General features: G+C 43.1%; 23 protein-coding genes and 1 tRNA gene. 13 read left to right on the top strand and 11 right to left on the bottom strand.

From position 1 onward, the window contains the following. Positions 1–22 precede the first annotated feature (22 nt). Positions 23–1,183: an FAD-dependent oxidoreductase gene (locus FY557_RS04795; protein ID WP_149246152.1), complete on the top strand. Its 1,161-nt coding sequence runs from the start codon at positions 23–25 to the stop codon at positions 1,181–1,183. Between the two features lie 414 nt (positions 1,184–1,597). Here the strand turns inward: FY557_RS04795 and FY557_RS04790 are convergent, their stop codons facing one another. From FY557_RS04790 to FY557_RS04775, 4 genes are all read right to left on the bottom strand, one after another. Then, a complete protein-coding gene (locus FY557_RS04790) occupies positions 1,598–2,929 on the bottom strand; it encodes a Gfo/Idh/MocA family protein (RefSeq protein WP_149246151.1) in 1,332 nt (443 codons plus the stop codon). 436 nt (positions 2,930–3,365) lie between these two features. Further along, positions 3,366–4,331, bottom strand: coding sequence for a gluconolaconase (locus tag FY557_RS04785; RefSeq protein ID WP_149246150.1), 966 nt, complete (start codon positions 4,329–4,331; stop codon positions 3,366–3,368). Positions 4,332–4,337: 6 nt separating this feature from the next. Next, on the bottom strand, positions 4,338–5,516 hold the full coding sequence (locus FY557_RS04780) for a PQQ-dependent sugar dehydrogenase (protein WP_149246149.1): 1,179 nt from the start codon (positions 5,514–5,516) through the stop codon (positions 4,338–4,340). 55 nt (positions 5,517–5,571) lie between these two features. After that, on the bottom strand, positions 5,572–6,135 hold the full coding sequence (locus FY557_RS04775) for a ferritin-like domain-containing protein (RefSeq protein ID WP_149246148.1): 564 nt from the start codon (positions 6,133–6,135) through the stop codon (positions 5,572–5,574). A gap of 726 nt (positions 6,136–6,861) precedes the next feature. Between FY557_RS04775 and FY557_RS04770 the strand changes: the two genes are divergently transcribed. Beyond that, complete coding sequence (locus FY557_RS04770; RefSeq protein WP_149246147.1) at positions 6,862–7,221, top strand: nuclear transport factor 2 family protein; 360 nt, start codon at positions 6,862–6,864, stop codon at positions 7,219–7,221. Positions 7,222–7,241: 20 nt separating this feature from the next. Here the strand turns inward: FY557_RS04770 and FY557_RS04765 are convergent, their stop codons facing one another. Further along, positions 7,242–7,451 carry a hypothetical protein gene (locus FY557_RS04765; RefSeq protein ID WP_149246146.1) on the bottom strand — a complete coding sequence of 70 codons (210 nt, stop codon included), beginning with the start codon at positions 7,449–7,451 and terminating at the stop codon, positions 7,242–7,244. 352 nt (positions 7,452–7,803) lie between these two features. On the opposite strand from FY557_RS04765, the gene FY557_RS04760 reads away from it, so the two are divergent. The 4 genes from FY557_RS04760 (at position 7,804) to FY557_RS04745 (ending at position 9,467) form a co-directional block, all read left to right on the top strand. After that, the gene (locus FY557_RS04760; protein WP_149246145.1) at positions 7,804–7,947 is read left to right on the top strand and encodes a YidH family protein; all 144 of its coding nucleotides are present in this window, start codon (positions 7,804–7,806) and stop codon (positions 7,945–7,947) included. Positions 7,948–7,964: 17 nt separating this feature from the next. Beyond that, positions 7,965–8,180: a hypothetical protein gene (locus FY557_RS04755; RefSeq protein WP_149246144.1), complete on the top strand. Its 216-nt coding sequence runs from the start codon at positions 7,965–7,967 to the stop codon at positions 8,178–8,180. Positions 8,181–8,285: 105 nt separating this feature from the next. Next, complete coding sequence (locus tag FY557_RS04750) at positions 8,286–9,179, top strand: cation diffusion facilitator family transporter (RefSeq protein ID WP_149246143.1); 894 nt, start codon at positions 8,286–8,288, stop codon at positions 9,177–9,179. 200 nt (positions 9,180–9,379) lie between these two features. Further along, positions 9,380–9,467 (top strand) — tRNA-Ser (locus FY557_RS04745). Positions 9,468–9,831: 364 nt separating this feature from the next. Here the strand turns inward: FY557_RS04745 and FY557_RS04740 are convergent. Further along, a complete protein-coding gene (locus tag FY557_RS04740) occupies positions 9,832–10,233 on the bottom strand; it encodes a VOC family protein (RefSeq protein WP_149246142.1) in 402 nt (133 codons plus the stop codon). Positions 10,234–10,351: 118 nt separating this feature from the next. Next, on the bottom strand, positions 10,352–10,828 hold the full coding sequence (locus FY557_RS04735; RefSeq protein WP_149246141.1) for a DinB family protein: 477 nt from the start codon (positions 10,826–10,828) through the stop codon (positions 10,352–10,354). Positions 10,829–11,509: 681 nt separating this feature from the next. Here FY557_RS04735 and FY557_RS04730 point away from each other — a divergent pair. Continuing rightward, complete coding sequence (locus FY557_RS04730; protein WP_149246140.1) at positions 11,510–12,673, top strand: NUMOD4 domain-containing protein; 1,164 nt, start codon at positions 11,510–11,512, stop codon at positions 12,671–12,673. Positions 12,674–13,053: 380 nt separating this feature from the next. Beyond that, the gene (locus FY557_RS04725; protein ID WP_149246139.1) at positions 13,054–13,224 is read left to right on the top strand and encodes a DUF4236 domain-containing protein; all 171 of its coding nucleotides are present in this window, start codon (positions 13,054–13,056) and stop codon (positions 13,222–13,224) included. 93 nt (positions 13,225–13,317) lie between these two features. Here the strand turns inward: FY557_RS04725 and FY557_RS04720 are convergent, their stop codons facing one another. After that, entirely contained in the window at positions 13,318–15,117 is a 1,800-nt protein-coding gene (locus tag FY557_RS04720; protein ID WP_149246138.1) for a hypothetical protein, read from the bottom strand. Positions 15,118–15,498: 381 nt separating this feature from the next. On the opposite strand from FY557_RS04720, the gene FY557_RS04715 reads away from it, so the two are divergent. Further along, positions 15,499–16,557: a 3-oxoacyl-ACP synthase III family protein gene (locus FY557_RS04715; protein ID WP_149246137.1), complete on the top strand. Its 1,059-nt coding sequence runs from the start codon at positions 15,499–15,501 to the stop codon at positions 16,555–16,557. An 82-nt stretch (positions 16,558–16,639) separates the two neighbouring features. Here FY557_RS04715 and FY557_RS04710 read toward each other — a convergent pair whose 3' ends face one another. Further along, positions 16,640–17,644, bottom strand: a complete 1,005-nt coding sequence (locus tag FY557_RS04710) for an SDR family NAD(P)-dependent oxidoreductase (RefSeq protein ID WP_149246136.1) — start codon at positions 17,642–17,644, stop codon at positions 16,640–16,642. Positions 17,645–18,203: 559 nt separating this feature from the next. Further along, positions 18,204–19,634: a sugar MFS transporter gene (locus FY557_RS04705; protein WP_149246135.1), complete on the bottom strand. Its 1,431-nt coding sequence runs from the start codon at positions 19,632–19,634 to the stop codon at positions 18,204–18,206. 192 nt (positions 19,635–19,826) lie between these two features. Between FY557_RS04705 and FY557_RS04700 the strand changes: the two genes are divergently transcribed. Further along, the gene (locus FY557_RS04700; RefSeq protein ID WP_149246134.1) at positions 19,827–20,285 is read left to right on the top strand and encodes an NUDIX hydrolase; all 459 of its coding nucleotides are present in this window, start codon (positions 19,827–19,829) and stop codon (positions 20,283–20,285) included. A 176-nt stretch (positions 20,286–20,461) separates the two neighbouring features. Here FY557_RS04700 and FY557_RS04695 read toward each other — a convergent pair whose 3' ends face one another. After that, positions 20,462–20,695 carry a hypothetical protein gene (locus FY557_RS04695; protein WP_149246133.1) on the bottom strand — a complete coding sequence of 78 codons (234 nt, stop codon included), beginning with the start codon at positions 20,693–20,695 and terminating at the stop codon, positions 20,462–20,464. 150 nt (positions 20,696–20,845) lie between these two features. On the opposite strand from FY557_RS04695, the gene FY557_RS04690 reads away from it, so the two are divergent. From FY557_RS04690 to FY557_RS04680, 3 genes are all read left to right on the top strand, one after another. Then, positions 20,846–23,737 (top strand): AsmA-like C-terminal region-containing protein, encoded by a 2,892-nt coding sequence (locus FY557_RS04690; RefSeq protein ID WP_149246132.1) that lies wholly within the window; start codon positions 20,846–20,848, stop codon positions 23,735–23,737. Positions 23,738–23,750: 13 nt separating this feature from the next. Beyond that, entirely contained in the window at positions 23,751–24,371 is a 621-nt protein-coding gene (locus FY557_RS04685; RefSeq protein ID WP_149246131.1) for an alpha-ketoglutarate-dependent dioxygenase AlkB family protein, read from the top strand. A 111-nt stretch (positions 24,372–24,482) separates the two neighbouring features. Continuing rightward, positions 24,483–24,701, top strand: a complete 219-nt coding sequence (locus FY557_RS04680; protein ID WP_149246130.1) for a hypothetical protein — start codon at positions 24,483–24,485, stop codon at positions 24,699–24,701. Positions 24,702–24,815 lie beyond the last annotated feature (114 nt).

The following is a 24,815-nucleotide window of genomic DNA, read 5'->3' as shown; positions in this document are numbered from 1 at the left end:
CTTTGCCATCTAAATCTAAAATATGATCTTAAAGAATAAGAAAGTAGCCATCATCGGCGGCGGACCCGGCGGACTGACCCTGGCGCGGCTTTTACAAATGGGGGATACAGACGTTACCGTCTATGAAAGGGATTTTGACCGTACCGCTAGGGTGCAGGGTTCGCCACTCGACCTGCATGAAAATTCCGGACTGGCTGCAATATGCAAAGCGGGACTGCTGGAAATCTTTAAAAAGAATTATATGCCGGGAGCCGACCGGACCACCATTACCGATCCGCAGGCAGAGGTGGTCTTCAGTGACCATGACACCCATAAAAATGAAGATTTCGGAGCTGAATATTTCCGCCCTGAAATCGACCGCGGAACATTGCGCAGCATTTTACTGGACTCCCTGCGACCCGGAACGGTGGTCTGGGACAGCCATTTCCTCTCCATGGAACCGCAGGGCGAAGGCTGGCTGATGCATTTCAAAGACCGTCCGGGAATCTATGCCGACCTAGTGATCGGTGCAGACGGAGCCCGTTCGAAAATCAGACCGTACATCACCGGTATCACAGCATTTTATTCGGGTATCACCATGCTGGAAGGAGATATTCCTGATGCTGAAAAACAGGTGCCTGAAATTACCGGTTTGCTGCGCGGCGGCAAGCTAATGGCCTTCGGTAATGGGAAAAACATCCTGATGGGACAGAAAACCGATGGGGAAATCGGCTTTTATGCCAGCTTTAAAACCGGGGAAAACCGGATCACGGAAAGCGGGCTTAATTTTTCCGACAATAAGAAGGCATTGGAGTGGTTTAAAAATGAATATACGGAATGGAGCGACATCTGGCACCCTCTGTTTGAAAACACTTCCCTCCCTTTTATTCCAAGGCCGATCTACTGTATGCCTCTGGATCAGGACTGGGAAGCGCTACCGAACGCCACCATCATCGGCGATGCAGCACACGTCATGCCTCCGTTTGCAGGAGAAGGCGTCAATATGGCTATGCGCGATGCCCTGGAATTAAGTGAAAAGCTGACCGGCAACAGCCATCTTTGCATGCAGGAAGCCATTGCGTCTTATGAGAAGACTATGCTGAAAAGGGCTTCCGCAGCAGCAAAGGAATCGCTGGAAAACGGTGAAACGATGCACAGTGAAAATGCTTTGGAGGCTATGACCCGATTTTTCAGCGGACTGTAAGGTGTTGGCAGATATTGTAATAACACAGATTTAGCAGGTTTTTGGACTTCACATTCTGGCAATCAAAAAAATTCTTTGAGCAGCTTATCTGGTCATAAACAATATTCATCAGGCTTTTGACACATGAGAAACATTAGATTTTATTTTTTCCGGTGGCTGAACGGAACCGAAGCCATTATCTGTGTAAATCTAAAGGTAAATCCGTGGTTAATAAAATTTTTATATGCCTAGACTGACTAATCTTAATAAGCTCTTATATTTCCTTTAAATACAAAAACAAAAGCACGGATTCTGTAAATCGGTGCCTTTGTCCTGAAATGACCTGAGCATTTTCAGGCATTCAATTATAATTTGAAGTTCAAAAACTTTATAGATGATAGGGAAATAAACTTCCTGCATCCAGCTTATTCAGCATCACATCTCCGGTTCCTGCCCTTTCCAGGTATTGGCGGCAGCAAGGCCGTTGATCTTTACGGGTTTGCCTTCTTTAGCCGACCGGTAGATCGCTTCCATGATGATATGGTCCTGCAGGCCTTCTTCACCCGGGGTAAACGGTTTTTTATTGTTCATGATACAGTCTGAAAAGTGATCCATTTCCGCAGCAAACTGGTTGTTTTCCGCAAGACCGATTTCTTCGGTGCGTTTCATCATGCCGTCTGCCTTTGAGGTGGTGAGCTTCTGGCCTTTGTACGCATAGGCCTGATCGATATTCATCCATCCTGTTTTACAGTTCACCCGGTACCGGCGGCTTTCGTGTACATCGTAATCGGTCGCACAGTTGGCGATAACGCCACTGGGAAAACGCATCTGCCAGCTTACCAGTTCTTCGATTTCTTTAAACAGGGGATTTCCGGGGGTGCTGTACTGATAGGCAAAAACCTCAACCGGTTCTTCGCCGAGGATAAACCGGGTCGTGTTCAGGCAGTATAGTCCGATATCAGGCAACGCTCCGCCGCCCGCCAAGGCTTTCTTGTGGCGCCAATGCTCGACGTTGGCGGTACTCTGCGAGTTATGGGCTTCTACGAATTTTGCCACGCCGAATTCTTTTTTCTGAATCATTTCCCGCAGCTTGCGGTTGTGCGGCTGGTAATGGATCCGGTAAGCGACCATGAGCTTTACGCCTGCCTTGCTGCACACAGCCAGCATTTCCCTGCATTCCGCGGAAGTATTTGCCATGGGCTTTTCGCATAAGATGTGCTTGCCTGCCTGTGCGCCGCGGATCACATACTCTTTATGGAGCCCATTCGGCAGGACGATGTAAATAACGTCTACTTCTTTATTGTTCTTAATCTGGTCATACGTCTGATAGCTGTAGCAGTTTTCCGGAGCAATGCCGTACTGAGCTGCTACTTTCTTCAGTTTTTCAGGACTGCCGCTGACCAATGCCGTCAGCTTTGATTTCTTACAGTTGTTAAGTGCCGGCAGGATTTCTTCAAGCGCCAGGTGGCCCAGTCCGACCACGGCATAACCGATGCGGCGGGATGGAGGAAGAGGCGTTGGCGTAGGGGCCGACTGCTGGTCGGCTTCAGACTTCCATTTTTCAAGGACGATCGGTTCTCCAACATCAGCCGGGATTTTAGCCGGCGGCGAAAGGGCTGCTTTCCGGTCCTGGCCATACACGTTGTTTGAAATAACGGCACCCAAAGCGAAAGTGCCGGCGGCTCCGGCCAGCGATTTGCCGGTAAGGTTCAGAAATTCTTTGCGGGATAAACCGGATTTTACAGGAGGTTGATCAGAGGGTTCCATAAGATTTATTTTTGTGATTTGATTTTGGTGTTGTAAGAAAAGCTGGTGTTTTCCGGCCCTTCAGGTCTTTCTCAGAGATTCAATAAAAATGCCAATAGTATTTTGTTCAGATTACTATCTTATATACTACGCGGCGTTCTTTTGACGCAAAGTTTTATGTTTCTGTGCGTGTTTAAAGGAAACAAAGAGGTGATCAGCAGACTGATCTGATGAAGCGGACGGTAGCTTAACCCAGACATAAACTTATCTTTGATTTTAGCCGGTTTAATGAATTTCGGTTTACCGCAAGGCCGGATAAAGTTTTTATGTTATGCCGTTGATTTTAAGGCAAACAAAGCCGCTGGGCTTAGCCGTGACATGCAGAAGGAAAATAATCCTGTTTTCAGATGAATACAAATCAGGACAGAAGCGTACTGCCCTGTCCTGATCAGATCATTTATTTGGGAAGCGGCATCAGCCGGGCATGCTGTATGGCAAATTTCTGCGAGGGAACTGAGGTGCTGTTGGTAAGCTCTGAGAATTTGGCATTCATCACCCAGAACTTATCACCGGCTTTCGTTACCGTAGACGGATACGTAAAACGGTCGGCTGCCAGGGTGGAAGCCGAGAGCTTCGCCGAAGACCAGTTGTCATCAGACATCAGCTCATAGATTTTATCACTGCCTCCGTTCTGGACAACAAGGAGTTTCCATTCGCCGTTCAGCAGGAGGCCGTCGCCGTTGATGAAGAACTGTTCGGTAGCTACCTTGGAAACCTTTCGCGGATCGGCAAGGTCTATTTTGTAGACCGCTCCGGTACCGCTGCTTACGGAAAGCAGGTAGCCGGCAGGATGATAAACGATGCCGTTCAGCCCGATGCCTTCGGTTTTGAAAAGAGGGCTGTCTGCAAATACGGAAGCCTTTCCATCCGGTGTTACTTTATAGATCACATTCGCAAAGCTGTCGGTAATATAGGCATTCTGCCGGCTGTCGAAGGTAAGATCATTGGGAAAATGCTTTCCGGGTACCAGTCCCGAAAGGTCGATATCATCCGTTTTCCTGCCGGTCATTTTATCGATGCCTATGAGGCGGGCCAGCTTTTTACGGGTTTCAGGGGAGGTGAACTTGCTGTAATTGGCATCGCCGATACATGCAAAAAGACGCTTTCCGTCCGGATGAACCTTCAATCCATAACTCGATTTGAATGCCGGATCGCTGATGAGTGCCGTGTATGCTCCGGCCGGTGTTACTTTTCCGATGCTTCCCAGCCTTGCCGAAGAGACAAAATAAGTATTGGAAATGCTGTCATATGCAATTCCTTCAGGATAGGTTTCCGGTGCGCTGAATTCTATTCTTGCGGTCGGCTGATCCGGCAGGGCTGCAGCACAGCTTGCAAAAAGGGCACAGAATATTATTTTTTTCATATTATTTTATTTAGGTTGAACACTGTAAATAACGCCGTTGGCATCATCTGAAATAAACACTTTACCGGATGATGCGATGGCAACGCCGGCGGGCCTGCCGAAACGGGTTTTCCCTTTCAGGAAGCCGGAAAGGAAATCTTCAGCCGATACCGGTCTCCCGTTGGCGAAATGAATCTTCTGGACCTTGAATCCTACAGGCTTGCTCCGGTTCCACGAGCCATGCCAGTTCACGAGGGCATCACCGCTGAAAGGCGCACCTGAAGGGAAAAACCGGAATCCGATTGGCGCCATATGCGCCTGGAACTCCATGACCGAGGGTTCCGTATTCATCACCCATTTTTCCTTGCTGTCCCCTGCCGGGTCTTCCCTGCTTTTGTCGACTTCCCTTTTTGCATAGGCAAACGGATAGCCGTAGTTTTTACCTTCTTTGATCTGGTTAAGCTCTTCCGGTGGCCAGTCGTCCCCTTTTGTATCGCCGCCGTTGTCCACGCCCCAGAGCTCGGAAGTCTGCGGATGCCAGCCGAAACCGATCATGTTGCGTAGGCCGGAGGCATAGATTTTCCTTTCCCAGGTCAGCGGGTCTACCTGTACCATGGTTGCGGCTTCGCGGTCGCTTTCCTTACAGTCGTTGCAGAGGGTGCCGATGGAGATGTAGAGTTTTCCGTCCGGTCCGAAATCCAGGGTACGGTTCGGATGCTGCCCGGCACTCGGCATATCATTGAACAGCATCTCTTTGGCCGACAGGGTTCCGTCCGTATTGGTTTTGTAGCGGCGCAGCTCATTGTTGTTGCACACATACAGGAAGCCGTCTTTCATCGTAATGCCATGCACGCCTTTAAACTCGGCAAGCACCGTTTTTACGTCATCGAATTTCCCGTCGCGGTTCTGGTCTTTCAGGAGAAGCACATCGCCGGCATCCCTTCTCGTAACGTAAAGATGGCCTTCGGGAGTCAGGTAAAGCATTCGGGGCTTGCCCAGGCCTGAGGCCGCTACGGAAACCGTCCAGCCATCAGGAACTTTAAGCATCCCGACCATTTCGGGGATAAAATCCAGGTGCTCCGGATAATTTGTGGTGTGGGTGACGGTAACGACCTCTTTCGGCGGGGTTCCCCGCTGGGCCGATAGTCCCTGAACGGCACATACAGCCGTAAACGCTGCGATACTCAGTAAAGTTGTTTTTTTCATAAGTGATAGTGGTGTTTAAAGGAAACCGGGCTGCAGGGCAGCCCGGTTCATGATTTTATTTTTCCTGATCTTCATCAGCCGCTTCAAAATTGATGGAATGATAAGCCGAATCGGTAAGCAATGCGTCGGCCTGCTTTTCTTCCGCCAGCGTCTCTTCCAGCAGCGAGGCGATTTCCTCTTCTCCCAGGGTTTTTGCAAAAGCAGCCAGTGTACCGTAGGAGGCTATCTCGTAATGCTCGATCTTCTGGGAAGCAGAAATAATCCCGGCATCCCTTACCGGGCCGGCTTCAGTTTCTTCCATGATGCTCTCCCCTTCTTTGATCAGCCCTTCCATAGCGTCGCATTTCTTTCCGCGGTTCGATTCCCCGAGTAGTTCGAAGATCTTTTCCAGCCGCTGCACCTGGCCTTCCGTTACGGCTACGTGCTCTTCAATGGCTGCCACCAGCTTGGGCTCCGTTGCATTACGGGCCATTTTCGGCAACGATTTTACCAGTGCCCTTTCGGCATAAACGATGTCTTTAAGCTCGTCGATAAACAATTCTCTCAGTCCTTCGGCAGCCGAAGATTTTGCAGCCACCTTTCCGGAGGCTCCCCCGTTTTTGGTTTCTTTTGATTTCATATTGATGTATTGTAAATGGTTTGTACCTCCGTAATACAAATACCAGACCCTTGAATATCTTTCAAATACCACACTTTCAATTACATACCACAAAAAGCTCCTTATAATGGTAAAAACGTTTTTCTAGTTGATCTGTTCGGGTGATAGAACAGCACAGAGGGAAGATACGGATCAGAGGGTTTATTGCATGTATTAAACGGCCGAACCGGGCGGTAAGCCGCAAAACCGTAAGGATAAATTTCAGTAAACTTGCGGTAAGACCAGGAATTGCCGAAGTTGAATTTTACGCCCCTGTTAATATGGGATACCAAATTTTTTTTAAATAAAAAGTTTTATATTTTCGTGAGAAGGCAAAAAAGGGGCCGGCAAACTGATCTGATCAGGCGGCCCGCCGGCTTACATAGAAGTTATCATTTTACCGTATTAACTATCCAGGTAGATAAGATGGGGTTATTTTAATTTTGTTTCAAGCCAGACAAAGGATTTTATGTCATGCTGTTGATTTGAAGATAAATAAAGCTGCTCTATTGGGTAAGGGTACTCACAAACTATTAAAAGAACTTTATTCAAAATTCTGATTTTCTACCTTTTTTATTATACGGTGTGAAAATCCCTCTAATACTCTTACAGTGGCAGTCAGGCCTCATCTTTGCTGTCTGAAATCTATGGTGCTTAACCTGCAGAAATTATCGTTCGGCTGAAATAACCAATTAAAAATTAAACGACATGAACAACAAAGAAATTTTACAAACAGCCAATGACTGTATCACCCGGGGAGATTATGAAGGATTTCTGAACTATTGTACGGAAGATACCGAATGGATTTTCGTCGGAGACCGGACGGTTACCGGAAAAGAGAAAGTCCGGGAATACATGCGGGAAGCCTATGCTGAGCCACCTGTTTTTAATGTGGAAACCATCATCGGAGAAGGAAATTTCGTAAGTGTCCTGGGTGAAATCACCCTGAAAAATTCATCCGGGACCGATAAACATTATTCATACTGCGACAACTGGCGGTTTGAAAACGGAAAGATGGCTGCGTTAAAAGCTTATGTCATCAAAACGGACAAACCTTCTTCCGAATAGCTTAGAAGCCATTTCTTTTTTTAACGCAGCTTTCTTGCCGCTCCTGTCAGGAACTCGATTCCATACTGTTGTTCTTCAATCACGCCGCGGTAAATAGCCATCAGATGAAGATTGGATTCATAATAAGCCTTCAATCGACGGTTTTTGAAATGAAGCTGCCGGGTGAGCCTGGCAATATACCAGAAAAGGACAATGCCGATAAACAGCAGGGCCCTTACGGTCCATAGCACGTAGAAAAACAGGTTATTAATGATTTTTTCCTGAATATCAGCCCGTACTTTCTCAGCATAGATGACTTCTATGCTTTCCTTTGCAGTTGCACTGGATCCGGAAGCTTTAATTGAATATTGGGTCCCGAGAGTATCATTGATCAGGGAAGAAACAGGGCCGTCAAACTATTCATGAAAAAGCTTTGCATCATCATCATCCTGACGGATGAAAGTACTGATCAGAACTATAGCAGAAACAATTACAAGAGTCAGCAGGACCGTCCGTATCGAAAATAAAAATTCAGCCTGTAAAATTACCTTGTTGGATTAGGGTTTGTATTCCAACTCATCATGAACGATTTAAAATCATGCGATGACGAATGAAAAGAACAACACCAGCGATCATCTGGCTAATGAACGGACCTTCCTGGCCTGGCTGAGGACCTCTGTTGCACTGATGGGTTTCGGGTTTATATTGGTGAAATTTTCCCTGTTCCTGAACAGATTGCCCTGCTGAATACGGAACAGCATCTTGTGCATTACCAGAAAGAATATTCCGGAGTAACCGGCCTGGTGCTCGTAGCGGCCGGCGTGGTAATCCTGCTCCTCTCCTACCTGAATTACAGGAAGACCCGGAAAAGGATCATAGAAAATGTTTTTGTCGGAAACAATTCGTTAATCCTGATTGTGACGGTCCTGATCATGTCCATCAGCATCTTTCTTATCGGCTACCTGTTCAGCAGCCTGTGATATGATCAGCTGAAACCGTGATGACCTGCACGGATACGCTGGCATACATTTAGCAAAGCTTAACTTTTACAGGACATCCTGAGCATTTCCATTTGATGACAACCCATGGCCAATAACCGCAAATCCATTTACAGTGCCCTCGCCGCCAATCTGCTGATCGCGATCACCAAGTTTGTAGCAGGGGGTTTTACCAACAGTTCTTCCATGATTTCGGAAGGGATCCACTCTACTGTTGATACCACCAACCAGATCCTGCTTTTGTACGGAATCAAAAGGAGCAGGAAAGCACCTGACGAATCGCATCCCTTCGGCTATGGCAAGGAACTGTATTTCTGGTCCTTTGTGGTTTCTATCCTGATATTCGGCCTCGGCGGTGCACTATCCGTTTACCAGGGAATCCTTCACATCATCGAGCCCGAAGTGATGAAAGACCCGTTCTGGAACTATATTGTCCTGATCCTTTCCCTGATTTTTGAGGGCACCTCGCTGATTATCTCCGTTAAAGAATTCAACAAGACCCGCAAGGGCGTAAGATGGTGGGATGCGATCATCAGAAGCAAGGACCCGTCAAGCTTTCTGGTTGTTTTCGAAGACGGCGCGGCGGTGGCCGGTCTTACAGTTGTGATGATCCTGATGGGAATCAGCCATTCATTCGGAATTCCGGAACTGGACGGCGTGGCATCGATTATCGTAGGGCTGATCCTTGTCTTTGTATCGTTGATCCTGGCCCGGGAAAGCAGAAGCCTTCTGATGGGTGAAGGGATAGCTCCTGAAACCCGGGAAAAGATCAGCAGACTGGCAGAACAGGATGATGCGGTAGTAAAGACAAAAAATATACTATCCACCTACCAGTCACCGGAAGAGATTGTGCTGGTACTGATTATTGATTTCAAAGACCATCTCGATACGGAAGAAATTACCGAAGCCGTCCAGCGCATTCGCCAAACGGTAAAACGCGCATTCCCATTGGTCCGGTATGTGATCATTCAGCCGGAATGATAATAAAAGCGGCCATAGACTTCATTTTTAAACATTCAGGGTTTAATTCATAAACAATTTTTTTTAAAAGCCGTTGAATTTTATCTATTGAAATCTAGAGCCATAGCCGGATGGCAAAGGTTTTTCAAAAATATGTCTTGCCGGTATTAAAAAATAATCCTATATTTGCACCACTGAAAACGAGAAATCGTAATAAGTAAGGAGAGTTGGCAGAGTGGTCGATTGCGGCAGTCTTGAAAACTGTTGACTGTAACAGGTCCGGGGGTTCGAATCCCTCACTCTCCGCCAGTTAGATATTAGGAGTCCGCTCCTATTTTTATTATAAAGCCTAGAGCCTGCATTTTGTTAAAATGCAGGCTTTTTATTTTGCCAGATATTTGCATAATTATCAAAAGTGCTCATAATTATTGTGGCAGAATCGCAGCACTTTTATATAGTAGAAAAAGTGCCACAAATTCCGATTTAACCAACTGTAAATTAACCGATAAATTACATTAACGGCTTAATTTGATATCGCTATTGTACGATATTATAAACCATAATTTTAAAATTATGTTAGAATCAAAATTTTGGACAAATATTCTTTTTAAGGGTACCTTAAGCTATTCTCCCGCTTTGGAATGAATCAGGAATTGAAGTATATTTTGAATCCTTAACCAGCATTAACTTTTCTTTCAATCAGATCCCATAAATTACCGTATAAATCAGTAAATACAGCCACGGTCCCGTAGGTTTCAACAACCGGCTCACGGACAAATACAATTCCGTTTGCCAGCATGGCATCATAGATTTTATCAAAGTTGTCTGTTTCGAGAAACAGGAAGACTCTGCCACCGCTCTGATTTCCAACGGCTAAAAGCTGTTGTTCATTCGCTGCCTGAGCTAACAGAAGACAGCATCCGGAGGAACCGGGAGGCTTAACTAGTACCCATCGTTTGGTTTCTGATAGACGGGTATCTTCCACAAGATCAAATCCTAATTTCTGGAGGTAAAAATCAAGGGCTTCATCGTAGTCCCTGACCAGAAGTGAAATATGAATGATGGACTGTTTCATTCTTTATATATGTGATGGTTTTGTGCTGCACTACCGGAAAATTTTCATTTCCCTATGCTTTTGAATAACTGATTTTTTCGAATTATGACAAATAACAGTAAGAGCGACCGACAGGCAATTACTTGTTTAAATACTTGACAGAAATGCCCAGCTGGCCCATATGGTAGAGATCATGATGAATAAGTCCCTGCAAGAAATACCGGAAGTCTTTCCCATAATCGGCTGAAATGGTATCGAGATAGGTATCGTCTTTACCGTTCAGGATATCAATAATCTCCTGCTTGCTTTGGTACAGTTCTTTTTTGAGCGCTTCCCATCCGGCAGGGCGTAATTCATCATTGGTTTTCCAATTGGAAGGATCATCGAGTTCCAGCCGAACCACTGCACCCTTCAGCCGGCCCATAACTGCCCTGCGCCAAACAACAAGATGTGAGATCAGTTCCGCAGGACTGTGCAGATCAGGAAGCGGCCGGGTAAATGCATCCGTTTCATTAATCTGTTCAAATTTTTTTGCAAAAGTTTCATCCAGCCATACCTCACCATCATGCAGATCATTGAGCTGCTTTATAATATCTTCAATCAGGATTCTTGCCATAATTTTATTATTATCCGTTTATAAATTACGAAAAATTTCCGGATATCCACCTGAATCCAAAAACTTATTTTAAAAGCAAAAAGTGTGCTGTCATTTTAATAGCAAGTACTCTTCACCGGCATCACCACCTTTTTTTAATTTTCCAATAATTAAACTCATAATAAAATATTTATGAATACAAGCTTAGTGATGTATATAAACATTAAGGATTGATAAATGACATTGCCGCTTAAGCGATTACGAAAAACAGTCCGGCTGCTTAAAATAGTTATTTAAGATATTATTAATCAATAAATTAAAAAATTAAATCGATTGCTTAAATTATGGCAGGTCCGGGGCAATTGTACTACTTAAGCAAGGTGGTAGAAGGGCATTTCATACGGTTAGTTCGAATCCCTCGCTCTCCGCCAGGTAAAATGTGAATTTGAAACGTCCATTTTTGAAATAATCTAAAGGTTGTGGCAAAGCATGGCATTTTAAACTCCAAAAATTGAAAAGTCAATGTTCAGAATATAATTAGCGTATCGGTTCGAATCCTTCACGCTCCGCAGAAAAAATAAGTCCTGTACGGTAGCCTGAAGGATTTTTATTTTAAAGATCATCGTTCCGGATCTTTTTATCTTCAAAACTTTTATTACATTTGATGCCGGGGACTGATACGCAAATTATCTTTAAATAATTATGAAACTGCCAACCGATATCGAAGACCGATACCTTAACGATGTTCTTGCCAACCCATCTCTGGAAGATCTTCCCGGTGAAGAATGGAAACCGATTGAAGATTTCGAGAACTATGCCATTTCCAATTACGGCCGGATCAAGAGTCTGGAACGTTGTGTGATCAATTCAATGGGCGGAATACGTCATATGAAAGATATTATTAAGAAGCCTCATGTTTATAAATATTTCAACAAATTCCTGAACACTGATTTTTATACGGTCCGAGGTAAGCTAAGTTTGGACGGAAAACGTTTCGGAGTGTCGATACCCCGTCTGGTCTATTACCATTTTGTCGAAAAATTTAATATGGAAGACCGGTTGTGCTTCATTTCATTCAAAGATAATAACCAGTTTCACATCCATGCCGATAACCTGGAAAAACTATCCATCAGTGAACTGCGCTCTAAAACCATGAAACTCGGAAGGGGCAAAAAAGGGGATTTTAACCGGCCCGTAGACCAGTATACGGTGGAGGGTGATTTTGTTGCTTCCTATGAAAATATGGATTCCGCCGCAGAGAGCCTGGGGATCAGCCGGATCAATATTATGTCTGTTGTAGAAAAGGAACATCTGACTGCCGGTGAGTTCCGGTGGTTTTTAAAAAACGATGTTCCCACAAAAGATGATTTTGTACCGGTAGACAAGAAAAAAACGGATAAAATACTGAATACCTCCCTCTGGAAAAAGCTCGGCCAGCCAAACATTGATGAGAATAACCCACCGGCCTGCATAAACCTTTCCCTCGAAGATCTTCCGGATGAGATATGGAAGCCGATTCCCGGTATGGAGGACCAGCTCCGTATTTCCAGTAAAGGTAGAATAAAACGCTTAAACAGCTGGACTCTTAACAAACGGAAAAGATTTATGAGCGAGCATATAATGTCACTTTACGTTGATTTTCATTCCGATGAATTCTATTATTTATACAGTGATATCAATTATAAAGGCAAACGCGTTCAGATAAGGGTTAACAAATACCTTTATTATTGTTTTATAGAAGAATTTGATCTTAAAAACCGCACAAATGTCGTTATCAATGAAAGCAAGCCGTTGTGGAATATCGATCTGGCCAATCTTTCTTTACGTCATATTTCTTCGCATCTCAACAAAAAGAAAACAGAATAAACAGATGGTTTTCGGTATTTGGTTTCCTGCTGAAGATCTTTCCTGAATAAAAGAAAGTTAATCAGCATTAACTTCAGAGTGCCGGAAAGATTAGCTATTACGACTAAATTTCAGATGATCCTATTTAAAACTCATCGGTTTTCAAAAACCCGCGAGATGTATTTACTTTAATATTTCTGCTGTGAATCTGACTATGTTAATCTATATTCAGTAGCTTATCGAAACAGAAAGTAAAAATTAAGTTTCTCTTCTTATAGCTATTTAATCTGAACTCTGCTTGAGGTTCACGTTATTTCTTCCACTGCTCTGCGGAAACCCGGAAAAACCGCTCTCCAAATATCCCTACCTTTAAAATTATTAACCGAAAACAATTTAAGATTATGGGATGGAGTTACAGAAAAAGAGTGAAGCTGATGCCGGGTGTTCACCTGAATATCAGCCAGAAAGGCGTGAATACTACCATCGGCATACGGGGTGCCAGTGTCAATTTCAATTCACGCGGCACGCGGGTCAACAATAAATGGGTCAGCCTTTTCAAGAAACTGTTTTGATTGTTGTTTGATTTAAAGAAAGGCCGTTTCAAATCTGATAACGGCCTTTTAATAATTCTATATGAATACCAGAAAAGAGTTCTGATAAAAAATTTAATTTCCGTGAATTTCAATTTCCAGTAATATTTCCCTTTTTTCTTTCAGGTGCCGGAAGATATTTAGATCGGTCTTAAAAGATCCTGTTTTTTGGAAAAGATCTTCATAATAGTCAATTCCTTTCAGCAGGTTTTCTTTAAAGGCATTCCACTTTTTAATCTGGGAATTCGTTAAGGTTCCTGAAAAGTCTCTGACCTCTTTTGCAAGGTGATCAATATACATTTTAAGCTCATTGACAAACATATTCGGCCTTTCGGTAGTGCCCAGAACATCGTCATTCCCATAAATATGCCCTATCATTCTGCAAAGGGAAACCTCTTTATCAAAATACGCAAGATTAGGTCCCGGGCAGATCACCACGCCTTGTTTTTCCCCTTTGATGTCCAGACCATTTTCCAGGTAGGCCGCATTCACCAGTCCTACACAAAGGCAGGCCTTTTCGGTAATAGCCTCTTTTCTCTTTTCATAAATTCTACCCGGAATTTCCGCCTTTATCTCCTCCAGTTCAGCAAATTTAATGTCCTGGTATTTTTTTGAAGCGGTACACATTCCTCCCGGTGAATATTCTCTGCTTAAGGCCAGCAGCTTCTTCGGGCACGAACTTCCGAAACGGTTTCTTTTTTGCTTTTCCCGTCGGATCCGTTCGTTAGAAGTCCCTTTTACCGTATTGAAAGGTACACCCAGCGGAGAAAGATTGCTGAGGTAAAAATCTTTTTCTTCCGAAACGGCCAGCAGTTTCCTCGTTTCTTCATCTACTGAAGTGGCTTCCGGAACCAGCAGGAAAGGTGACCCCCAGCCCACACTGTCTACATTATACTGTTTAAGCAGGAAGCCGTGTTCCTCGGCGGTTCCTACCCCGCCCTGAACCGTAATCACCATTTCCAGTGGATGCACAACCGTATTTTTACCCTTTTCTTCCAGGGCTTTAATCATCAGGGCATGGGCAGACGTTATAAGTTCTGTTTTCTTCTGTTTAAATTCTTCCATAATCGGACCCAGCAGCAAGCCTTCGGTTGCAAAAGCGTGACCACCACAGTTGAGCCCGGATTCCACTCTGTATTCCGATACCCACAGCCCTTTTTTAGCCAGGAAATTGCCCTGGATCATAGCCGACCGGAAATCACTTACTTTCAGGATAATTTTCTTTTTCAGTTTTCCGTTTTTATTCGGGAAAAAATCGTCAAATTCTTCGAGATAGCTGTACAAACGCGGATTCATCCCGGCCGAGAGAACCACCGATGATGATAATTTACTATTGGCAAAACCCCTTAATGACGCATGGGCATCATTATAAATAACCGGAAGCGGCTCCTGGCCGTGAAAATTTTCCTTATCGACCTTCGTCATGATATTGACATCGATACTGCCCCTAAGGAAATGCTCATCGATAAAAGTTTTAAGCGATGAGGAAATACGTTCTTTACAGTTCAGGAATGGCTGCAGGCCTTCTTTCAGTTCGGAAGTATTGGGAAGCATTTCCATGAAATTCTTTAGAGCGATTTTGTTTCTGGAAATTTCTTCCTTAAAGGCTTCAAACTTCTGATTCACAATATCATCCATCATATCCAGATAACCGGTAATCCTTTTTGCCCGGTAATCATCCGTCTTTGCTGAAATACGAGGGTAATTCAGATGGAATTTTTTGCTGTAAAAATTTTTCATTTTTTCTATGATCTCATCATCGATGATAGAAACTACGGATGAAATACCGTATTGCGCCACACGGATAGGGCTGTCTATCGTGTAAGCCAATCCCATCACGGGAATATGGAAATTGTGTAAAGGTTTGTTGTTCATTATTACATGAATTAAATAATTACGTACCTCTGAATTCCCATCAACTGATTCACTGCAAAAGTACCGGTTTCCGGCCAATTATGCAGTAAATAACAAATATTTCTTTTGAAATAAAGATAAAAGTCATTCAGCACCGGGCAAATTCTGCTGTACAACAGATGAATTTTAACAGATCAGAAAAATTAAGTTTAAGAATGTATTTTCCACTAATCTTAAAAATCTCAAAAACCATCTGTCAATTGCTAAAAGGAATGATTCAAAATAAATTATTATGTGAATCTTTATTAATTTTATTTAAACTGTATGAAAAAATATAATTTCCGTTTTATTATCATTACATTTACGGATTATTGACATTTTAGCGCAAAAAATTACAAATGTATGACCAGTAAAATCATCGGTACCGGCAATTATATTCCTTCAGAAACCATTACCAATCTGTTCTTCAATCAGCATGTGTTCATGAGCGAGGACGGAACCCTTCTCAAAGAGGACAACGCCTCTATTACCAGCAAATTGCAAAAGATTACCGGTATTGAAGAAAGACGGTATGCAGGCAGCGGACAGGTGACCTCAGACCTGGGATTGATCGCTGCACAGGCCGCTATAGAAGATGCAGGCATAGATCCGGAAACCCTCGATTATATTATATTTGCCCATAATTTCGGTGATGTAAAAGCCGGAACGGTTCAGTCGGATGCCGTTCCCAGCCTTGCTGCACGGGTAAAACACCTTCTGAAAATAAAAAATAATTTCTGCGTGGCTTATGACGTCCTGTTCGGCTGCCCGGGATGGATTGAAGGAGTGATCCAGGCCAATGCCTTCATCAAATCCGGAATTGCCAAAAAGTGCCTGGTCATCGGAGCCGAAACGCTTTCCCGTGTGGTAGACATTCATGACCGTGACAGTATGATCTACGCCGATGGGGCCGGTGCCGTAGTCCTTGAAAACAGTGAAGACGGATCGGGAATATTGTCCCATCTTTCAGCTTCCCATACCTTTAAAGAAAAAGATTTTCTATATTTCGGAAAATCCTATAACAACGAAAGCTGTCCCGATACCCGGTACATTAAAATGGACGGAAGGAAGATCTATGAATTTGCTTTGGTTCATGTTCCCGAAGCAATGAAACAATGCCTGGACAAAAGCGGGTATTCCATCGATCAGCTGGATAAAATTATCATTCACCAGGCCAACGAAAAGATGGATGAAGCCATTGTACAACGTTTTTATCAGCTGTATGATGCTCCGGTTCCTGCTGATATCATGCCCATGGTCATCAATAAGCTTGGAAACAGCAGTGTGGCCACTATTCCTACTTTATTAACAATGATCCTGAAAAGTGAACTGGAAAACCATACCATCGGAAAAGGTGATGTTGTTCTTTTTGCATCCGTAGGAGCAGGCATGAACATCAATGCCATTGCTTATAAATTTTAAAAGATAAACCCGGGATCAATTTAATTGGTTCCGGGTTACATTTTATATTTAAATCCTATATAAAAATTTCAAATAAGTTCTTTCAGCTGATCTGATTTTTTCCGGAATTTCTGGATTTTAAAAACAGATACGTCAATCCTAAACCAAGACCGGTTAATAAAGCAATTTTCGTTTTTTTGGAAGGAACGGGAAGAATGGTTTCTCCATAGATGCGGTGAGGCGAAGGCGAAGGCTTAAGAACATTTCCTGGATCTGAAGGGGCTTTTTTCAGTTTCATCATCAGCCTCATGCCGGCAGAAGCGGTATTGATGACCGGCTTTGGGAAAAACTTATACATCCCGGTAAGCACCCTGGACATCACATCCGGAAACATTTCTTTTCTCGGATTCTTGGCCAGCTCCACCATTTTTGCAGCTGTATCCCGCGGATCAGCAGCAAAAGGCGGAATTTTAAAATCGAGCCCCGAATATTTTGCAGAATGCATATTCCCCGTAGAACGCTGGATCTGAGGATACATATTGCAGATATAGACTTCCGGGAAATCGGAAATTTCACCGTGAAGGCATTCCATCATACCGCGGATCCCGAATTTTGTTGCCGAGTATACCGCACTGTAAGGGGCCGGCATAAGTCCGCCGATGGAGATATTGTTGATTAAAATTCCGTCATTCTGTTTTTTAAAAATCGGCAACACACTGTAGGCACCGTGCATATAACCGAAAAGATTGGTTTTGATTACCTGCTCATTCAGGTCCATCGGAATATCTTCAAATTTCCCGCTGGCCATCACTCCTGCATTGTTGATCCAGATATCAATTCTTCCGTTAAACTGAAGGGCTTTGTTGGCCAGGTTCTGAACATCGCTGGCAATAGAGACATCCATAGGTACTGCCAATGCGGAAACTTCAAGGTCATGGCATAAAGCCACGACTTCTTCCAGAGCTTCTTTGCCTCTGGCAGCGACTACAATATTACAGCCTTCAAGGGCAAATGCTTCTGCGGCAGCGCGCCCGACACCACTGCTTCCTCCGGTAATAACAACGGTTTTTCCCCTGAGACTTTGTTCTGATGGGTCTTTTAATTCCATTTTGTGATTGGTTTTTTTTGATTAATGACATAAAACCACCTATTTTTATGCCAACGGCCCATTGAAGCAGACTTCAAGTTTCTAATTTCTCCCAGAGATTTCATTGATTTTCACAATAATGGTATGGCTTCTGTTCAGCTCAGCTACCGGAACTGCCTTTACTTAGTCACAGGGCATAAAATCTCTGATTTGTCTCATTGTTATTTATATTATCAAAGAAATTCGCAAACCTCTTCGAGGTTTTTAACTTTTGTGTGCTTACTTTAATATCGAGCATTAAACTTTATTATGCAGTATTAATACCTTTGCCTTTTTTGCGGTTAACCACCAGAAGGTTATGACCGGGAATTCAGGAGCTTAGCCATCTTACAGGAATAAAGTTGAACATACACAAAAAATCTTTGATTTTAATCTAATGTGTTCTAAAGTATGCGCAATAAATTCCTCTTTAATCACATGTAAATCATGTATTTAATTATTAACTTATCAAGCCCCGTTACAAATAAAAAAGCTGCTTCATGAAAGAAACAGCTTGGTATACTAATTAAAATTTAAAGTTCTAGTGTCCGGATTTGGCATCAGCTTCCTGCTTGACATGGCCAAGATATTTGGTACAGTATGCCCCGAAAATCAGGATGACCACATAGCAGAACACCGGAATGATAAACGAGTGCTGAACCCCGAAATGATCTGCCAGAAAACCCTGGAAAATAGGAACAATTGCACCGCCCAGAATCGCCATCACCACCAATGAAGAGCCCTGGCTGGTATATTTACCCAATCCTGAAATGGCCAGCGTATAAATATTAGAAAACATAATCGAGTTGAAAATCCCTATTCCCAAAATGCTGTACATGGCCAATGCACCGTGATTCAGCATGGCAGAAATTAACAGCAGTACATTTACTGCGGCAAAGATGGAAAGCGTTCTTGCCGGAGCCGATTTTCCGATGAAGAATGCGATAAAATTTAAAGCAATAAATACAAGGAAAAAGCTGATCTGGGAAAAAGTAAGATCCACAATACTGAAAATTACCAGGAAAACCGCAGCGGCTGCACCCAGCATATACAAGGCTTTCTTCCCCTGGCTGATAGAATGATTCAGTGAAATGGCCCCCAGAAAACGCCCGATCATGGCACCGCCCCAATACAGGGAAAGATAATTTTTACTCACGACCTCAGAAAGATTCATCACCTGAGGCTGCTCAAGAAAGCTGATGATAAAGCTTCCTACCGCCACTTCCCCGCCAACATAACAGAACATTGCCAGTACCCCGAACTTCAGGTGGTTATGCTGCAGGGCACCGAAGCCTTTTACCACTTCTTCTCCTGCTACTTTAAAGTCCGGAAGCTTAACCCTTGAAATGATCAGAGCGACCAACAGCAGAATCCCGGCAAATATCAGGTAAGGAATTTTAGTTGCGGCTGCAGAAAACGAACCGTCAGGTGCGGAAAACAGCTCAAAAATCAGGTGCCCGCCCAAAACAGGGGCGATCGTTGTTCCGAAAGCATTGAAAGCCTGCGTCATATTCAGACGGCTTGAAGCGGAATCTTCAGGACCCAGAAGGGATACATAGGCATTCGCCGTAATCTGCAATACCGTAAACCCAAGTCCTAAAATAAACAGTGCTCCTAAAAACAAAGGATAAGAAGCCAGGCTGGCTGCCGGATAAAACAGCACACAACCCAACGCCGCAAGAAAAATCCCGAAAAGAATTCCTTTCTTGTACCCCACTTTATCAATCGGGTCTCCGCTGCTCGTTGAGATAAAAAAGTAAATCAGGGAGCCGATGAAATAAGCTCCGAAAAAACAGAACTGCACCAGCATTGATTCAAAGAATGTCAGGCTGAACAGCTGTTTCAGGTAAGGAATGAGGATATCGTTCATACACGTGATGAATCCCCACATAAAAAATAAAAGCGTAATGGTAATCAGCGGAACGGTATAGCTCCGGCCTTTGGTCTTCACTTCATTGATCATAACAGTCATTTTTTTTAAAGACGTTAAAGATAGTTCGTTTTACTGATAAAATCTCAATTTGAGACATCAAATCTTAAAGAGCTTATCATAATTTTTATCATAAAGCAATGGAACTGCAGACTGACTTCCACAGTCGTTTTCAGTCTGGTCCGATTTATCATTATATTTGCTGATCCGGATATATAGATAAGAATTAAATGTATGAAAACAAGCGCAGGAATTTTGTTGTTTAAAAGAGAAAATGAAAATTTTTTCTACTTCCTGGTACATCCGGGAGGCCCCTTCTGGAAAAATAAAGATCTGGGTGCATGGTCGGTTCCGAAAGGGGAAGCTTTGGAGAATGAAAGCCTCATAGAACGTGCTGTAACTGAATTTTATGAAGAAACGGGAAAGAAAGTCAGCGGAAATTTCATCGAACTGAAGCCTGTAAAACAGAAAGCAGGAAAAACAGTGTATGGATGGGCATTGGAAAGCGATCTGGAAATGGATGGGCTCAGCAGCAATACCATTCATATCAATTGGCCACCAAAATCCGGGAGAACACTGGAATTCCCGGAAGTTGACCGCTGGGAATGGTTTGAATCTGAGGAGGCTAAAAAGAAAATTAACCCCGCTCAGTGTAATTTTATTATTCAGTTGGAAGAAATGCTGAATTCTTAACAGCAGTGATCTTAACCTGGGTTTGATACCATTTAATTTATTTAAACCCGGTAAAAGTGATCGGGTAAAACAGTCAGTTAAGTGAATAAGGAGTTAAAGAAAGTTTTTAATAATAAAACTTCCAGCCTCCAGCTTTCCTTTTCCAGCCTGATTTCTGCTTCAGGTTTTCGTTAACCTTAATGATCACCTGTTTCTTTTTTAAAGCTTACCACTTCATAATTGCCATCGGAACTGTATTGCTTACAGCTTTCATCATTAAAAGACTCAGGGGATTTTAAAAAATCCTCGATAAATTTTGCGCTTTCATCCGTATTAGACGGTGTAATCACGATGTGAAAAAGTTTGGCCACGGATTCATCGGCATTTTGTTCAGATTCTTTTTTGTGTTTGAGGGCTTCCTGATAATTCATAATTTTAATTTTTACAATTTACTGGCGTAATGAATAAATTATGCCATCAGATTACTTTTACACCATGTGTGGTATCCGTACCATTTCAGTACAATTGCCATGGCTTGATTTTAGATAGCTGTAGAATATTTATGCTAAAATTAAAGGATTATGGAACGGTTTAAAAAAATATTGCTGAAAGTTCTGAAATGGGCAGGAATTTCGGTGGCTTCCCTTCTTTTTCTGATGTTTATTATTCCGATTTTATTTCCCGGAACCATTTCCGCACAGGTAAAAATATTTGCCAACAAGCATCTTGCCGGCAAGCTCGATTATAAAAAGACACACCTTACCTTTTTCAGGCACTTCCCTTCCCTTACGGTATCGGTAGATGACTTTTTACTGAAAGGATCCAGACCTTTTGAAAACGATACCCTGCTGGCTGCCCGGGAAGTATCGGTAGGCATCAACCTGAAAAACCTCATCTTCGACCGTCAGGTGAAAATTGATGAAATTTATGTAACGGATGCCTACGGAAACGTATTTGTAAACAGTAAAGGGGAAGCCAATTATAATGTCTATGTTTCAAAACCTTCTAGCCAGCCGAAAGATACAACCGCTACAGGAACTTCGGTTAAGCTGGATTTTATCAAACTAAAGAACTGGAACATTACTTACCGTGACCATTCGGCAAAGGTTCTGGTAGATGCCAAAGGACTGAATTATACCGGAAAAGGCGGCTTGAGTGAAGATATCTTTGACCTGGAAACGGATCTGGAGATCAACAAGCTGGATTTCAGCCTGAACAGGATTTATTATGCCAAGCAGAAAACCCTGCATGCCGATTTAATCACGAGAATCAATACCAATGCGCTGACATTTGTTTTAAGGAAAAATGAATTACGCATCAATGATCTTCCGCTAAAATTCAATGGCTTTTTAAGTATCTTAAAAGACGGCTATAACCTGGATATCAATGCGGCTTCTGAAAAAACGACGATCCGTGACATGATTTCCGTATTGCCGCCACAATACCTGGATTGGGCAAAAGAGACAAAAATTGAAGGGAACAGCGATCTGTTCTTCAGCCTGAAAGGAAAATTCAGCGAACCTAAAAACCTGAAACCCCGGCTGCAGGCAAGACTTCTGGTGAGCGACGGCTTTATTTCCAATGCCAAGGCACCGGTACCGATGAATAATTTCAATATGGATCTGCATGTCGACCTGCCGGATCTCGATACGGATCAGCTGGGAATCAATTTCAAAACACTGGGATTTGATCTGGGGCCAAACAATAATTTCAGAGCGGTAGTAAAGACAAAAGGCCTGGATGAAATGCAGATTAATGCCGATATCAAAGGAGCTGTGGATTTATATACCTTGAACCAGGCTCTTGGATTGAAGAATATTGATGTCCGCGGCCTGCTGAATACCAATATTAAAGCCAACGGAATTTTCAGCCTGGACAAAAAATTGTTCCCTAAAACCAACGGAACTCTGAATCTGAGAAACGGATGGCTGAAAACCAAATATTATCCGAACCCGATCAAGAATATCAACATTGCTGCGGATATTGTCAATACGGACGGAACCTTTAAAAGCTTAGGGGTAAAGCTTGATCCTTTTAAATTTGATTTTGAAGGCAATCCGGTTTTTGTAAATGCCGATCTGCAGAATTTTGAAGATGTCCTGTATAAAGTCAGGGCAAAAGGGGTTCTGAATGTCGGAAGAATCTATCAGGTATTTGCCAAAAAAGGTCTGGATGTCAGCGGACTGATCATGGCCGACCTCTCCCTGAACGGAAGGCAGAGCTATGCGACAACCGGACAGTACAGCAAGCTTGACAATAAGGGAACTTTAATTTTAAAAAATATCAAAGCGACAACAGCCTCCCTTCCCAAATCATTCTATATCAAAGAAGGGAATTTCCGGTTTGAAAATGAAAAAATGTGGTTTCAAAAGTTCTCTGCAACCTACGGTAAATCGGATTTTGCTTTGAACGGTTACCTGCTGAATACAATCAATTATTTTATTGAACGTAAAGGAACCCTTCACGGAAAGTTCGCGCTGAACTCGAATTACATCCTGATCGATGAATTTATGGCTTTAAAAAATGGCGACAATAAAGATCAGCCCATTGAGGTGGAATATGCCAAGGTCGAAAACCCGAAAAGCAGCGGCGTCGTGATAATTCCGAAAAACCTGGATGTTGCCCTGAGCCTTAATGCCCGGAAAGTCGAATTTAAAGGGCTGAACTTGAACCATATAAAAGGAACGGCATCCGTCGAAAAAGGACAGGTATATCTAAAAAAAACCTCGTTTGACGTAATCGGAAGCCGGATGGGCATCGATGCACGCTACCAGAATGAATCCCCGCTTACGGCAAATTACGATATCGCCCTTAAAGTGCTGGATTTTGATGTTCAGCGGGCATATAGGGAAATTGATATGATCCGAGAAATGGCAACGGCAGCAAAAAATGTGAAGGGGATCGTTTCGATAGACTATAAACTCAAGGGGGACCTTGATAAAAATATGAAGCCAATTTATCCTTCTCTTGAAGGCGGAGGCATCGTTAATCTTAGGGACGTAGAGGTAAAAAATTTAAAAATGCTTTCTGCTGTCGGCGATAATATCGGGGCTAAAGCTTTCAATGATCCGGACATGAAGGGTGTAAATATTGAAACGCACATTAAAAATAATTTGATCCACGTAGATAAATTTACGTTTAAAGTTTCTATCTTGAGGCCCACAATCAGCGGTACAACCAGTTTTAACGGCCTGCTCGATCTCAGGATCCGGGTGGGCATCCTTCCGGGCGGGATCATCGGTTTTCCAGTGGTTGTAACCGGTACTCATGAGAAGCCGAAAGTGAAAATTTTCAGCAAAAAAGGTCAGGGTATTCTCGATGCGCTCTACAACAAGAAGACCAATAAAGTAATCCGTCAGGAGCGGCGTGCGGAGAAAAAGACCAAAAGGCAGCAACGGAGAGATAAAAGAGTACAGGAACAGAAAGCGAAAGCAGCGGAACAACAGATTGATAAAGATCTTAAAGAAAAATAATTCAGGTAATAACGTGAGTCAGTTAAGCTTATTTGATGCAGATGAATACTACCGGTTTCCGGAAGAATTACTGGAGTATACCGGAAATTTTCTCCCGGAGGCTGCAGCGTCCAGGCTTGAAGAAAAGCTGCTGAATGAAACGCCGTGGAACCAGCCGACACAGAAGATGTACAACAAAACCGTCATTACGCCACGTCTGACAGCCTGGTATGGTGACGAAAGCAAGAATTACCATCTGGGAGGAAATGAATTCGGAGTCAACCAATGGTCTCCGGAACTGCTGAACCTGAAACTCAAGATCGAAAAATATTCCGGTTATAAGTTTAATTCCGTTCTGTTGAACCTTTACCGGGACGGCAATGATTCCGTAGCCTGGCACCGCGATAAAGACAGTGAGCTGGGCGAACGGCCGGTAATTGCTTCCGTAAGCCTGGGACAGGTACGCCATTTCGATTTCCGGAACGTAGAAGATCATCAGCTGAAACACAGCCTGGCGCTGAAACATGGATCATTGCTTATTATGAAGGGCGATCTTCAGGTACATTGGGAGCACCGCATCGCAAAATCCGTAAAACCGATGAAGCCCAGAATCAACCTTACTTTCCGTCTGATCCGCGAATTATCTTCTTCATAATCATGAATATGTATATTACATTTTATGATAATTAAAATATAATACAAAATTTAACAAATTTTGGCAGAGAAATTGCGTATATCATTTTGAAACGATTAAAAAACAGCAGCTATGAACATTTCATATTATGATTTTAAAAATATGCCAAACCAGGAGCAATGCAGTTTTGTAATGAATGAAGGACGCGTCATGAATGAAAGGCTTGTAAATACAACGAAATACATCCTTTATGAAGTTTCGCATTTTTCTGTTGAGGTAATCTATAATACGGTAAATAATAAAATTGAAGGCATCAATGTTTATCAGAACAGAGGAGCCTACGCCATATAGGGAGTCACTACTTTCGTTATAAATGGAGGAACGGTTTTTATAAACTGTTCCTTTTTATTTTTTCCATCCGCTTCTGCGACAGAGAAACCCCGCGGGTTTATTTATTATCCGGTT

It is taken from the genome of Chryseobacterium sp. SN22, from assembly GCF_008329705.1.
Lineage (GTDB): Bacteria > Bacteroidota > Bacteroidia > Flavobacteriales > Weeksellaceae > Chryseobacterium.
The sequence above is the reverse complement of the archived record's forward strand: the minus strand, read 5'-3'. Positions and strand labels throughout refer to the sequence as shown.